At 43.8% G+C, this 14,392-nt stretch carries 12 protein-coding genes; 9 read left to right on the forward strand and 3 right to left on the reverse strand.

Annotated features, from left to right (window positions below):
* The first annotated feature begins 31 nt into the window (after positions 1 to 31).
* The 9 genes from L0P88_RS19850 to acs all read left to right on the forward strand — a co-directional run bounded on the left by L0P88_RS19850 (position 32) and on the right by acs (position 10,943).
* Positions 32 to 445, forward strand: a complete 414-nt coding sequence (locus tag L0P88_RS19850; protein ID WP_247131632.1) for a helix-turn-helix domain-containing protein — start codon at positions 32 to 34, stop codon at positions 443 to 445.
* Between the two features lie 96 nt (positions 446 to 541).
* Positions 542 to 1,783, forward strand: a complete 1,242-nt coding sequence (locus L0P88_RS19855) for a hypothetical protein (RefSeq protein ID WP_247131633.1) — start codon at positions 542 to 544, stop codon at positions 1,781 to 1,783.
* A gap of 16 nt (positions 1,784 to 1,799) precedes the next feature.
* Complete coding sequence (locus tag L0P88_RS19860; protein ID WP_158777614.1) at positions 1,800 to 2,063, forward strand: DUF4212 domain-containing protein; 264 nt, start codon at positions 1,800 to 1,802, stop codon at positions 2,061 to 2,063.
* Between the two features lie 22 nt (positions 2,064 to 2,085).
* Positions 2,086 to 3,801, forward strand: a complete 1,716-nt coding sequence (locus L0P88_RS19865; RefSeq protein WP_247131634.1) for a sodium:solute symporter family protein — start codon at positions 2,086 to 2,088, stop codon at positions 3,799 to 3,801.
* A gap of 81 nt (positions 3,802 to 3,882) precedes the next feature.
* Positions 3,883 to 4,083 carry a hypothetical protein gene (locus tag L0P88_RS19870; RefSeq protein ID WP_247131635.1) on the forward strand — a complete coding sequence of 67 codons (201 nt, stop codon included), beginning with the start codon at positions 3,883 to 3,885 and terminating at the stop codon, positions 4,081 to 4,083.
* Positions 4,076 to 6,763, forward strand: coding sequence for a sodium:solute symporter family transporter (locus L0P88_RS19875; RefSeq protein ID WP_247131636.1), 2,688 nt, complete (start codon positions 4,076 to 4,078; stop codon positions 6,761 to 6,763). The genes L0P88_RS19870 and L0P88_RS19875 overlap by 8 nt, the downstream gene beginning before the upstream one ends.
* A complete protein-coding gene (locus L0P88_RS19880) occupies positions 6,760 to 7,125 on the forward strand; it encodes a response regulator transcription factor (protein WP_247131637.1) in 366 nt (121 codons plus the stop codon). The genes L0P88_RS19875 and L0P88_RS19880 overlap by 4 nt, the downstream gene beginning before the upstream one ends.
* Before the next feature lie 6 nt (positions 7,126 to 7,131).
* Positions 7,132 to 9,039: an AMP-binding protein gene (locus L0P88_RS19885; RefSeq protein ID WP_247134908.1), complete on the forward strand. Its 1,908-nt coding sequence runs from the start codon at positions 7,132 to 7,134 to the stop codon at positions 9,037 to 9,039.
* Positions 9,036 to 10,943, forward strand: coding sequence for an acetate--CoA ligase (gene acs, locus L0P88_RS19890; RefSeq protein ID WP_247131638.1), 1,908 nt, complete (start codon positions 9,036 to 9,038; stop codon positions 10,941 to 10,943). Before L0P88_RS19885 ends, acs begins: the two co-directional genes overlap by 4 nt.
* Here acs and L0P88_RS19895 read toward each other — a convergent pair.
* From L0P88_RS19895 to L0P88_RS19905, 3 genes are all read right to left on the reverse strand, one after another.
* Positions 10,940 to 11,608: a PolC-type DNA polymerase III gene (locus L0P88_RS19895; protein ID WP_247131639.1), complete on the reverse strand. Its 669-nt coding sequence runs from the start codon at positions 11,606 to 11,608 to the stop codon at positions 10,940 to 10,942. The genes acs and L0P88_RS19895 overlap by 4 nt on opposite strands.
* Before the next feature lie 2 nt (positions 11,609 to 11,610).
* The gene (locus L0P88_RS19900; protein ID WP_247131640.1) at positions 11,611 to 13,527 is read right to left on the reverse strand and encodes a DUF294 nucleotidyltransferase-like domain-containing protein; all 1,917 of its coding nucleotides are present in this window, start codon (positions 13,525 to 13,527) and stop codon (positions 11,611 to 11,613) included.
* 86 nt (positions 13,528 to 13,613) lie between these two features.
* Positions 13,614 to 14,021, reverse strand: a complete 408-nt coding sequence (locus tag L0P88_RS19905) for a hypothetical protein (RefSeq protein ID WP_247131641.1) — start codon at positions 14,019 to 14,021, stop codon at positions 13,614 to 13,616.
* Positions 14,022 to 14,392: the final 371 nt, after the last annotated feature.

Consider the following 14,392-nt stretch of genomic DNA (forward strand, 5'->3'; position numbering starts at 1 on the left):
AATATATTTATGCTAAATAAATATATCCACTATGGAATTCTGCCCCAACTGCAATTCGGATACGTTCATTAAAGCTGGAATCATCAAAAATCGGCAGCGGTACAAATGCAAGTCCTGTGGTTATTTTTTTACAGTGGGAAAGTTGGGGAAGAAGATAGATGACTATTACGTCAATAAGGCGCTACAGTTGTATTTGGAAGGATTGACCTATCGCGAAATTGAACGCATCCTTGGCGTTTCCCATGTGTCCGTAATGAATTGGGTGCGCAAGTACAATATTAAACGGCCTTACCATGCCCAGTACCATCCCACATACAAAATCTTAAATCCGTCCGAGCTGCAGGAGTACTTCCAAAATCCCCAAAATATTTCAGGTGCCGGAGTCTTGATTACCGAACTGGGAGATAAGTTCATGCTCATAAAATGGGAACGTTTCCGGGATTGAGTATAATAATTTAGCATAAAAATATATTAACTTTTTCTTTAGACCATTTTTTTAGGATGTTCGTTGGGCAGATAACAAACCATAACATCTATAAAAATGAAGAAATTAATTCTTTTTTTGGTGATAGCAATCGCCACTCTAATGACATCTACCGGATATGGTCAAGATGAGACTACCGAAGTGGACCATTCTTACAAACCCCTAAAGGTTAATCTTAATGACGATGGTAGCAAATACATACGATTTATCTTGTGGCATCAAATGTGGCTTGAAGGAGGATCGGGCCAACAGGGTCCTAAGTTTTCCATTAGAAGGTCAAGGATGTTGGCCTATGCCCAGATTTCGCCGAGATTTTTAATATTGACCCATTTTGGATTGAACAGTTTGGGTGCTGGAAATCTTACGGCCAATCCCAATTCCCAAACAGATAACCAAAGAAGTTTATTGTTCTTACACGATGCCTGGGCTGAGTTCATGGTCGTTCCGGAAAAGTTATATATCGGTTCCGGTTTGCACTATTGGAACGGAATTTCCAGACTTACAAACCAAAGCACACTCAATATGATGACCTTGGATAATCCAGGGTCGGGAAATGGGGATGCTCGATTGTTCCCTTGGAACAACATCACTACCAGTGACCAGTTTGCGCGTCATCTGGGTATTTACGCCAAAGGTACGTTGGGAAAACTTGGGTATAGAATATCCGTCAATAACGCAAGAAACAATATCGGAACCTTGGGAACGGTACCAAGTTTTCAGGTTGACAATAACGTAGGTACGGGAACATGGAATTACGCAGGTTATTTTAAATATGACCTGTTGGACAAAGAGTCAGATAAGCTTCCTTATTTCGTGGGCTCATATCTAGGTTCCAAAGAAGTATTCAGTGTCGGTGCAGGTTTCTTCCATCATCCCGATGCATTGGCCGTAAACACTTTGGAGGAAAGGGAGTCAGTTACCCATTTTGCATTGGACGCCTTTTATGATGCTCCAATAAATAACAAGTTGGCCATTAATGCCTTGGGAGCCTTTTACAATTACAATTTTGGTGATACCGACGGGTTCAATACCGGAGGATTGGTACCCTCTTCTGGAACCATTCTTCACGGTCAAGTGGGGCTGCTTTTCAGAAAAGCCAAATTGATGCCCTATGTGACCTATAATTACCAAGACTTGGACTTTACCCCTGAAAACAGTAGTGAAGTTGGTATAGGCCTGAATTACTTTATCAACGGGCACTTTGCCAAAATTACCGCCGAATACAGTACGGGAACAGTCGGCGTAGCAGGTGCAGAATCTACCAATATATTTAGAATCCAAACACATATATTCTTATAAAATAAACCAACACATTATGACAGAAAAACAGCAAAAAGCTACGGCGTATTGGAAGGAGAACCTGAGGTACCTGGTCATTTTATTGATCATTTGGTTCGCGGTTTCCTATGGAGCGGGCATCATATTCAAAGATGCCTTGAACAACATCAAGATAGGTGGATTTAAACTCGGGTTTTGGTTTGCCCAACAAGGTTCAATCTATGTTTTCGTGATTTTGATATTCGTGTATGTGCGATTAATGAACAAACTGGACAAAAAATACGGCTACGACGTCGATTAACTAACTAAAACTTCAAAGAATTATGAGTGATGTACAAATTTGGACCTATGTCTTGGTGTTGCTGAGCTTTGGTCTCTACATAGGAATTGCAGTATGGTCCAGGGCCGGTTCCACAAAGGAGTTTTACGTGGCAGGTGGTGGGGTTTCCCCACTGGCCAACGGAATGGCTACAGCAGCTGATTGGATGTCGGCGGCCAGTTTTATTTCCATGGCAGGAATCATATCCTTTGCGGGTTATGATGGGGCTGTGTATTTGATGGGTTGGACCGGGGGTTACGTACTTCTGGCACTCCTTCTGGCTCCCTACCTACGTAAGTTTGGAAAGTTTACCGTTCCTGATTTTATCGGGGAACGTTATTACTCCAAAACGGCACGGATTGTTGCCGTCATATGTGCCCTTATCGTTTCCTTTACCTATGTGGCGGGCCAAATGCGTGGCGTTGGTATTGTGTTTTCCAGGTATTTGGAGGTGGATATCAACACAGGGGTCATTATAGGGATGGTCATTGTCTTATTCTACGCCGTATTGGGGGGTATGAAGGGAATTACCTATACCCAGGTAGCCCAGTATTGTGTCCTGATCTTTGCCTTTATGGTTCCAGCCATTTTTATTTCGATGCAAATGACCGGTAATCCCATTCCCCAACTAGGATTTGGAGGTACCTTGTCCGATGGTTCGGGGACCTATCTCCTGGATAAGCTTGACGGACTTTCCACGGAACTTGGTTTTGCGGAATATACCAATGGCTCCAAAAGTCTTATCGACGTTTTTGCGATTACCTTGGCATTGATGGTAGGTACTGCGGGCCTTCCCCATGTTATTGTACGTTTCTTTACCGTGAAACGTGTAAAGGATGCCCGGAAATCGGCTGGTTTGGCCCTGTTGTTTATTGCCATACTTTACACAACTGCTCCCGCCGTAGCCGTATTTGCAAGAACCAACCTTATCGAAACGGTAAGTGGAAAGGAATATGCGGCCATGCCACAGTGGTTCAAAAATTGGGAGACCACGGGTCTGATCGGTCATGACGATAAAAATGGTGATGGCGTCATTCAATACGTGGCCAATCCAGAAGTAAATGAACTTAAAGTGGATCGCGATATCATGGTATTGGCCAATCCGGAAATTGCAAATCTTCCAGCTTGGGTAATCGGTTTGATTGCGGCCGGCGGCTTGGCAGCAGCTTTATCCACTGCAGCCGGATTGTTGTTGGTCATCTCCTCTTCCGTTTCCCACGATTTGATCAAAAATGTGTTCAATCCGGACCTATCCGAAAAAGGGGAGCTTTGGGCCGCCCGTATTTCTGCCGCTGTTGCTGTAGTAATTGCAGGATATTTTGGCATAAACCCGCCCGGTTTTGTGGCTGCTGTTGTGGCATTGGCCTTTGGTCTCGCGGCGGCATCGTTCTTCCCTGCCATAATCCTCGGAATCTTCTATAAGAAGATGAACAGTAAAGGTGCCGTTACCGGTATGATCGTCGGTATTTCATTGATGCTCTTTTATATGTTGAAGTTCAAATTCGGAATATTTGATGGTGGCAAGGAAGCTGTAGCTGGCCTAAAGGATAGTTGGTGGTTTGGGATTTCACCGGAAGGTTTCGGTACCATAGCCATGTTGGTCAACTTTATCGTGGCCGTGGTGGTCAACAAGTTTACGGAAGAGCCACCGGAGGATGTACAGGAAATAGTCGAGAACATTAGAATCCCAAGTGGTGCAGGTGAAGCCTCATCGCACTAATTGATATTTAGTTGGTTACGGGAAAGCGGTGTGGTATATTTTGCCGCACCGTTTTCGTAATTTTAAAAGATTTGATCCCTAATGAAAATGAAAAAAAGGCATCAACAAAAATTGGTGGTGTTGGCAGTGGTGCTGTTCCTGCTATGGAACGTCCCCTTTGTTACCATCTTTGATGTAGATTTCCAAATTCTTGGTTTTCCGGCCTTTTATGTCTTCATTTTTTTAAGTTGGTTGGTTTCCAGTATCGTGGCATATAGTATTCTTAAGAAGTTCTATGAGTAATTATGTGTTGATATTGATTATTGTGGCCTATTTGGCATTCCTTTTTTTCCTGGCCTATTGGGCGGAGAGGAAACATAGCGGCAAATTGGTGAACAATCCGTACGTGTACGTGCTTTCGTTGGCTATTTATTGTACCGCATGGACCTATTACGGAAGCGTGGGTATTGCTTCCAGATCGGGGATAAGCTTTCTGGCCATTTATTTGGGACCGGTAATCGCTTTACCGCTGTGGATCGTTTTAATGCGAAAGATCATTCGTATTTCAAAACAGCATAAAATTTCCAGTATTGCCGATTTTATTTCACTGCGTTATGGCAATAACAGACCTTTGGGTGCTTTGGTGACCCTAACCTGCCTTTTGGCCATAATTCCATATATCGCCCTACAATTAAAAGCAGTTTCGGAGACCTTTGCCCTGGTCTCCAGTGAAAATAGTTATGCGGCCACTGGAATACTGGACGACTCCACTTTCTACATTGCTTTGCTCATTGCGGTTTTTGTGGCCTTTTTTGGAACGCGGTCCACCGATGCCTCCCAGGGCAAAAGGGGTATTATGGCCACAGTGGCCCTGGAGTCCGTCCTAAAGCTGTTCTTCTTTTTGGTCATAGGGATTTTTGTGGTTTATTTTCTATTTGATGGAACCTCGGATATCCATCAAAAAGCTTCGGCAATGGAAAACTTCAAGCAATTGAGTTCTTTTGGCGGCTTGGAAAATGGGTTCAATTGGATGTTCACTATCCTTCTTTCGTTTTTTGCCATCTTTCTGTTGCCAAGACAGTTTCATGTAGCCGTGGTTGAAAATCACAATGTGAACCATCTTAAAAAGGCTATATGGATGTTTCCCCTTTATTTATTGCTGTTCAACGTTTTTGTCATCTTTATTGCCTGGGCCGGTAACCTTAGATTACCGGAAACGGTGAACCACGACTACTATTCACTCCTATTGCCGTTACAAACCGGGAATACCCTTTTGGCCCTTTTGGTCTTTATGGGAGGGTTCTCCGCGGTAATTTCCATGATTGTAGTGTCCACGCTGGCATTATCCACCATGGTAAGCAATAATGTTATCATTCCCTATGGGTTTATCAAAAAACTGGTGGAAGGCAATCCAGAGGAAAATGCCAAAAGCATCAAAGGTATCAGAAGGATAGCCATTCTTTTATTGATTACGGTCGCCTACTTTTTTTACGTCCAGTTCTCTTCCCAGTTGTCACTCTACTCCATTGGATTGATTTCCTTTGTGGTCATTGCCCAATTGGCGCCATCGTTCTTTTTGGGATTGTTTTGGAGAAGGGGCACGGCAAAGGCGGCAAAAATGGGTATTGCCATAGGGATTTTAATTGTGATCTATACCCTTTTGCTTCCCATTATTGCCAATGTGGTATCCCCAGCTTCGGATTTCTTGGAAGAAGGGCTGTTGGGGCAATCATGGCTCAAACCATCCCAACTTTTCGGACTGGAGTACCTTACTCCGGAGAGCAATGCCTTTTTATGGAGCCTAAGCTTCAATACCTTGTCCTTTGTTGGCCTCTCCCTATGGGCCAAGGGCAATTATCGGGAACGGAATTATGCGGAAATGTTCGTCCATCATGAGAACTACGAGAATCTTCAAGAGGGTGCATTTGTCTGGAAGGGCGAAGCCTATGTGGCCGATATCAAACGGTTGTTGAATCGCTTTTTGGGGGAACAACGTACGCAAAGGGCCTTATCCCTTTTCAATAAAAAGTATAATATCTCTGAAAAAGAAGAGAAAGCAGATTCCAGATTGATCAACTTTTCCGAAAAACTGCTCACGGGCTCCATCGGTAGCGCATCAGCAAAAATTCTTTTGGCATCGGTCTCCAAAGAAAAACCCATTAGTCTGGTAGAGGTCCTTCATATTTTGGAGGAAAGCAAGGAGACCAAGGCCAACAATAGGTTGTTGATGGAAAAGTCCGAAGAGTTGTCCCAAATGGCGACCAAATTACAATCCGCCAACGAAGAACTGCGACAACAGGATAGGTTAAAGGACGAGTTTTTGGATACGGTCGCCCATGAATTAAAAACGCCAATTACCTCAATTAAGGCAGCATCGGAAGTGCTGGAGGATGAAAATATGCCCATTGCACTACGGCAACAATTTCTGGAGAACATCGGCAAGGATACGGACCGTTTGGCCAAACTGATCCATAATATCCTGGATTTGGAAAAGCTATCCTCCAACCGCACGGAGCTCAATATCCAAACCAGGAACATCAACGGAACCATAAAAAGGGCGGTCAATGGCATTGAGCAGATAGCTACAAAAAAAGGCATACAAGTGGAATTCAGGGAATCGGAATACCTGGGGGGACGCTATGACGAGGACCGTATCCTTCAGGTGCTTACCAATTTATTGTCCAATTCCCTAAAATTTACGGAAGGAAAAAACGGAAAGGTAAAAATAGTACTGGAGGAGAAGAAAAAGGAAATTGCCATAGCCGTGGAGGACAATGGTCGCGGAATACCGCAGGAGGACCACAATTATATTTTTGAAAAATTCTATCAGTCAAAAAACCAGAATACCAAGAAACCCCAGGGAAGTGGATTTGGGCTGGCCATTTGTAAGAGCATTGTGGAAAGTCACAATGGAACTATTTGGGCAGATCGGAAATTTAAAAAGGGGGCACGATTGGTGTTTACGATACCTAAAGCAAAATGAGTAAAAAGATTTTAATAGTGGATGATGAACCCAACATTGTAATGTCGTTGGAATATGCTTTTAAAAAGAAGGATTTCCAGGTTTTTATTGCCAGGGATGGTACCGAAGCACTGGAAATCGCCAGGGCAGAATTGCCCCATGTTATCCTTTTGGACATTATGATGCCCAAGATGGATGGGTATGAAACGCTAAAACAGATTCGAAAAAATAAGGAATTAAAACGGACCAAGGTCATTTTTATATCAGCAAAAAGCAAACCTGCCGATGTTGAAAAGGGATTGGGACTTGGTGCCGATAGTTATGTGACCAAACCCTTTTCCATAAAAAAGGTGATTACCGATGTAGAAAAAATGATAGTCTAATCCATGATGAAATACAACAGTTTTTATTCGGAGAGCATTCAAGACCCAGAAGGGTTTTGGAGGGAGCATGCCCAACAACTGGCATGGGACCGTTTTCCAACGGAGATCGTGAAAAAAGCTCCAAACGGGGCGAACCATTGGTTTGCCGATGGGGAATTGAATATGTGCTATTTATGCGTGGATAGGCATGTGGAGGCCGGCCATGGCAACCAAGTTGCCCTATATTATGATTCTCCGGTAACCGATACCAAGGCCCATATCACTTACCGCCAATTGTATGATGAAGTTTCCAAACTTGCTGGAGGGCTCAAACAAATGGGATTGGAAAAAGGGGATACGGCCATTATTTACATGCCCATGATCCCACAGGCCATTTATGCCATGTTGGCCTGTGCGAGGTTGGGAATAATACATTCCGTGGTTTTCGGCGGATTCGCTCCCCATGAACTTGCCATACGGATTGATGATTGCAGGCCAAAAACCATTTTAACCGCTTCCAACGGGTTGGAAGTCCAAAAAATAATACCGTATAAACCTTTTGTGGACGAAGCCATTGCACTGGCCAACCACAAGCCAGAAAGTGTGGTAATCTATGACAGAAAGCTGGGCGTCCACATTCCCAGGCATGATTATGATATCGATTATGATACGCTGGTAAAAGGATCGGAACCTACCGATTGCGTTCGGGTCCCATCGACACATCCGCTTTACATCCTTTACACTTCCGGAACAACGGGAAAACCCAAAGGTATTGTAAGGGATACAGGAGGATATGCCACTGCCCTTAAGTTTTCCATGAAGTATGTATATGGAGTGGATGAAGGCGATGTGTACTGGGCGGCCAGCGATGTGGGATGGGTCGTTGGTCACAGTTATATCGTTTATGCCCCCTTATTGAATAGAAACAGTACCGTTCTTTTTGAAGGAAAGCCCATACGAACTCCGGATGCATCAACCTTTTGGCGCGTGATTTCTGAATATCAGGTAAAGGTAATGTTTACGGCCCCAACGGCTATTCGAGCCATTAAAAAAGAAGATCCCGGAGGTCTTTTCCTTAAAAAGTACGACCTAAGTTGTTTAAAATATCAGTTTTTGGCAGGAGAACGCTGTGATATGGCTACCTTGGAGTGGACAAGTGAAAAATTGGGTGTCCCTGTGATAGACCACTGGTGGCAGACCGAATCCGGATGGCCAATGCTGGCGAATATGGTAGGTGTGGAACTTCAGAAAATAAAACCTGGATCTGCTGGATTCCCCGTTTGCGGATATGACATCCATATTATTGGAACTGATGGCCAGCCTTGTGGCGCAAATGAAGAAGGCTATGTTTTGGTAAAACAGCCATTGCCCCCTGGTTGCCTATTGGATGTTTGGAACAATACCCCACGTTTTGTCGCTGGCTATCTGGAAAGATTTCCGGGATATTATTTCTCCGGTGACGGTGGTTATAAAGATGAGGAAGGATACCTCTACATAACGGGCCGGGTAGATGATATCATCAATGTAGCCGGGCATAGGCTGTCCACGGCAGAAATGGAGGAAATTGTGGCATCCCACCCAGATATTGCGGAATGCGCCGTTTTTGGGGTTCATTGTGAATTGAAGGGACAACGGCCATTAGGTCTGGCGGTTCTAAAATCAGGAACCACTATTTCCTCCAAGGACCTGGAAAAAGAGGTGATTCACAACGTTCGTAAGGAAATAGGGGCGGTAGCTTCATTCAAGCAATTGCTCGTAGTAGACCGGTTGCCAAAAACACGATCGGGCAAGATTCTAAGAAAACTGCTCAGAAATATTGCCGATAAGTCGGAATACCCCATTCCATCCACCATTGATGATGTGGCCATTATTGATGAAATAAAACAAGTATATAGATTACATAACTTAGGAAACTTTAAACAACAAACCACATGAGTAATTATCACATAAAACATCTAGAGGAATACTTTCAAGTATACAGAAAATCAGTTCGTAATCCGGAAAACTTTTGGGAGGAAGTTGCTGAGGAGCACTTTGTCTGGAGAAAAAAATGGGACAAAGTCCTGGAATGGGATTTTTCAAAACCGGAAATCAAATGGTTCGAGGGGGCCAAACTCAACATTACCGAAAATTGTATCGATCGCCATATCCATATCCGGGGGGACAAGACCGCTATCCTTTTTGAGCCCAATGATCCGGAAGAGGAGGCACAGCACATCACTTACAAGGAATTGCACAAAAGGGTTTGCAAAATGGCAAACGTACTAAAGGACAAAGGCATAAAAAAAGGGGATAGGGTGGTCGTCTATCTGCCCATGATTCCGGAATTGGCCATATCCCTTTTGGCCTGTGCCCGAATAGGGGCGGTCCATTCCGTAGTATTTGCGGGATTCTCCTCTACCGCACTATCAACCCGAATCAATGATTGTGGGGCCAAAATGGTGTTGACCTCCGATGGTTCGTACAGGGGTTCCAAAACCATTGATCTAAAGGGTATTGTGGATGATGCCTTAAAGGATTGTCCAAGTGTTGAAAGTGTATTGGTCGCCAAACGGATCAACTCCGATATTACGATGAAAGAAGGGCGCGACGAATGGTTGGCACCATTAATGGAGGAGGCGTATGGGGACTATTCAGCGGAAATTATGGATGCCGAGGATCCCCTGTTCATCCTGTATACCTCCGGATCGACCGGGAAACCAAAAGGGATGGTGCATACCACGGGAGGGTATATGGTCTATACCTCCTATACCTTTAAGAACGTATTCCAATATCGAGAGGATGATATTTATTGGTGTACCGCTGATATTGGATGGATAACCGGGCACTCCTATATTGTTTATGGTCCCTTGGCCAATGGTGCTACGACCGTAATGTTTGAAGGCGTACCGTCCTATCCTGATTTTGGACGGTTTTGGGAAGTTGTGCAGAAGCACAAAATCACACAATTTTATACGGCCCCAACTGCCATTAGGGCTTTGGCAAAGGAGAACCTCGATTATGTAAATAAATACGACCTGTCCTGTCTAAAAGTTTTGGGAACGGTAGGGGAGCCCATTAATGAAGAAGCCTGGCACTGGTACAATGATCATGTAGGGGAAAAGAAATGTCCCATTGTGGATACGTGGTGGCAAACCGAAACCGGCGGTATATTGATTTCGCCCATTCCTTTTGCCACACCTACAAAACCAACCTATGCGACCCTGCCCATGCCTGGGGTACAACCTGCATTGATGGATGAAAATGGCAGTGAAATCAAAGGTAACCAAACAGATGGCCGACTTTGCATTAAATTCCCATGGCCCTCGATGGCACGGTCCATATGGGGGAACCACCAACGGTATAAGGATACCTATTTTTCTGCATTCAAGGACATGTACTTCACTGGTGATGGGGCCTTAAGGGATGAAGTTGGTTACTATCGTATCACCGGACGTGTGGATGATGTCATCATCGTTTCCGGTCATAACCTGGGAACCGCCCCAATTGAAGACGCGATCAATGAGCATCCCGCGGTAGCGGAATCAGCCATTGTGGGCTACCCCCATGACATTAAGGGAAATGCCCTATATGGTTATGTGATCCTAAAGGAAACCGGGGAATCGCGGGACCGTGACAATTTGAAAAAGGAAATCAATCAGGTGATTACGGAACATATTGGACCCATTGCAAAACTGAACAAAATTCAGTTTGTCCCTGGACTTCCCAAGACCCGAAGTGGAAAAATCATGCGTCGTATCCTTAGAAAGATAGCCTCCAAGGATACCAAGAATCTTGGGGATACCTCCACCTTATTGAATCCTGAAGTGGTAGAGAAAATTATGGAGGAAGCCCTTTAAATGAACTTCCAAAATTCCCAAAACCTGTCTTTTTTGAGTAATTTTTCAAGGGAGACAGGTTGTAAACTTTCCAGAATATGTAAAAAGGCAATGGCTGTGATATAGGCATCGCCCAAGGCCGTATGTCTATCCGTTTTGGGAATATTGAAATACTCGGACAGTTCATCCAAACTGTAATGCCCCTCTTGCTTTCTCTTTAACCTCGACAGGCTTTTGTTGAAGAGCACCGAAGTATCCAATTCCGGGTTTATCAATTTGGGAAGTCCCTGTCTTTTGAGGGCCTGATTCAGCATACCCACGTCAAAACGTACGTGATGTGCCACCAAAACCGCATTTTCCAAAAGGCGTAAAAGGATCTGAAGCCCTTCGAGTTCAGGAATTCGTGCTACTTTTCCCTTTTTTAGGATGCCATGGATTTCCACGGTTTTGGCATCAAAGGTGGTTTGATTTAAAAATACCTCAAAGGCCTCCTTTGCCTTTATGGTACCATTTTTTATCCGAAGCGCTCCAATACTCAAAATCCGGTCATTTTTTAGATCAAATCCTGTGGTTTCCGTATCCAAAACCACAAAATTGGCTTCGGAGACCTTTTTGGGGAGTCCCTGACGAAAGGAAGCTTCGTAAGCTTTCCAGAATTCTGGAAGAGTAGGGGTGGTTTCGGCCATTTTTAACGTACTCTTGAAACCATAAATCGGATATTCAACAGCTCTTGGATTTCCTTAATGGTTTTAAAGGTTCTTTTGAGTTTCATTTTTTCCTCTTTGTTCAACAGCTCCAAATTGATGTACCTACCGGAATCATTGTTTTGAAGGCCCTGTTTTGTCCTAAAGCGCAACAAGGCTTTACTGGCATAACTGCAGGCCAAAAAAGTCTCTTGGTTATTGGGTTCCAATTCTGCCAGTTTCTCATAACGCTCCCAAGTATTACTGATATCGGGGACGTTATGGTGTAGGATCAGTACTCGGGCGGCGTCCACCAAAGGCATAAGGGCCCGTTGTTTTAGATCAAAGAAGTCTTTGTGTTCCCCATCCTGCTCTACTAAGAACTGTCTAAAGAAGCCCGAGGGAGAAGGGTTCATGAGCGAACTGCTTGCCAAATGGCTTAAGAAAATGGGATATTTTTTAACGGTGTCAAATATATGTCGAGACAATTTGGACACCAATTCCTTATCGCCATGGGCCCTATTGTAATCAAAGAAAATGGAGGATAACAATACTTCATCAGGTCCGGGGTTCATAATCCATTTGGAGGTCATTTTTTGATAGCCGGAAAAGCTATTGCACCATTTTGGATTGGAGGCCATCATATCGGCCGGACAAAACTCATACCCAATAAAGTTAAGTCCATTGGTGATGTATTTTGCCAATTCCAAAAAGTACTTTTGGGTTGTTTCAAAGTCATCGTCCGCCACATCCTCAAAAAGTAGGGCATTGTCCTGATCGGTATGCAGTAACTGTTCACTTCTTCCTTGGCTCCCCATGGCCAACCAGGCGAATTTTACCGGGGGTTCGGAGGGCATTTTTTCCAACGCCAGTTTTACCACTTGCTTAATACAGGAATCATTAAGTTCCGAAATGATTTTGGAGGTCAGGGCCATTGGGATATTTTGGTCCAGATATCCCCTGAGCAAATTCATCACCCCATTTCGTAGGGGTTTGATGTCCTCAACGCTCCTGGAACGTTTAATGGCCTTGACCAAAACGGCTGGATTATTGCCCAAGGAGAGCATAAGGTCATGTTTGGATAAGATGCCAATGGCCTTGGTATTCACAGTGCCATCCTCGGTCAGTACCAGATGACTGATGTTGCTCTTCATCATGGCCATCTGTGCTTGTGTAATGGTAAGCTTTGTTGGATAGGTGATCACCGGGGAAGACATGATACTTTTTGCCTCGGCGGAAATGGAATGGTCCCCCGTTGCAATCTTATTTCTTAGATCTTTGTCCGTAATGATCCCAATGGGCATTCCTTTTTGCTCTATGAGCATTGCACCAATTCCTCTGGAAGTCATTTTTTGGGCAATGGTTTTGATGCTCGTTTCCGGGGCAACGGATACGATACCCTTTGAAAATTCAACAGGCTGTAAATCCAATAATCGCGATTCATTCCTGGGATTGAACTGATCGGCATTTCCCAATAACTGGCCCCTGTTACTTTTATCGTAAGGATTTCGGGTATTTGAGGCAAAGCTTTCCACTAAAAAGTCGGCAACCCTTCTATTCTCCTTGATGTATGGTCGGAACTTAGCTATCGGAACGGCGTAAAGAATGGTTTCTTCCTGTGTCCTTGCCCGTAACCTGTAGTTCTCATGGGCCATCAAAGGCCTTAAACCAAAGATGTCCCCTTCGTCACATATATCCAAGATGACCTTTTCCGCGGTATCCCAAAGGGCTACGGCACCTTTATGGACCACATAGAACTGGTCGTGAGCGGACTCATCGATTTCAAAGACCAGACTGTCCTTTTCTTTGTAGCTAATGGAGACTTCTTCGGATAAGGCTTCCAATTGTACTACGGACAAATTGGAAAATGGAGGATACCTTTTAAGAAAATCCGCAATGCGAAATGAGATGGTATTCTTCATGCCATAAGTTAACCATTAATGGCAATTTTAGGAACACCCGATCAAAAATAAATCGAAAGATACCTGTAGTGGGAACTAAGCTGGGCTTAATTCAACAAAGGCAATAGATCATGGAACCCCTGTTTGTATTCCAGGACTTTAAATAGGACTACGGTCTCACCAAGGTTTTCCAAGTCATTGATGTAATCCTTTCCGGAATTCTCGAAGTATTTGGTATCGCCCTTATTGACCCTGATCAAGCTTACCCGGCCATTCCCCGATCTACTTTTTAAAAGGGCATCGGTTTCTGAGATCCAAGAATAGTTTTTGTTGTTCTTTACAAAGGGAATACGTTCCCCAACATCCAATTTTAGGTTCCATAGCCGTATGGTGTTGTCCTCAAACAATACGGCATTGCCAAGGGATTCACTAAACTCCAATAGATGGAGCTCCCTTACGTATTTATCTTCCCATTGGGTAAAATCATGTGCTGGGTTAAGTTCCAAACACTCCATGCCTTCAAATTTTGAGGCGGCGAAATTACTTACAATTATCCAAAGTATAGTATTAAAAATAGCCGTTAACATATTGTTTGTATTACACTATTCGCAATGATGGCCCTTGTATTTATTATTCTTCCAAGGGATTCCCGCTCTTTTCATACATTAGAAAAAAAAGTCCTAAAGAAATTTTGAAATCAATAAAAACAATGTGGGAAAAAGGCCATAATACCTGGAGACTGGAAAACTGGACCAATCTGGCTCAGTCCTTCTCTTTTGATATTACATTGGATGAGGTTTTAAACTAATACGTATAGTTGTTCAGCATGCAACTGTTACTATTTTTCAGTAGTGTTTTAGAAAGGAGACCAAACATTGAAAACGCC

The sequence above is a fragment of the Muricauda sp. SCSIO 64092 genome (genome assembly GCF_023016285.1).
Classification (GTDB): domain Bacteria; phylum Bacteroidota; class Bacteroidia; order Flavobacteriales; family Flavobacteriaceae; genus Croceivirga.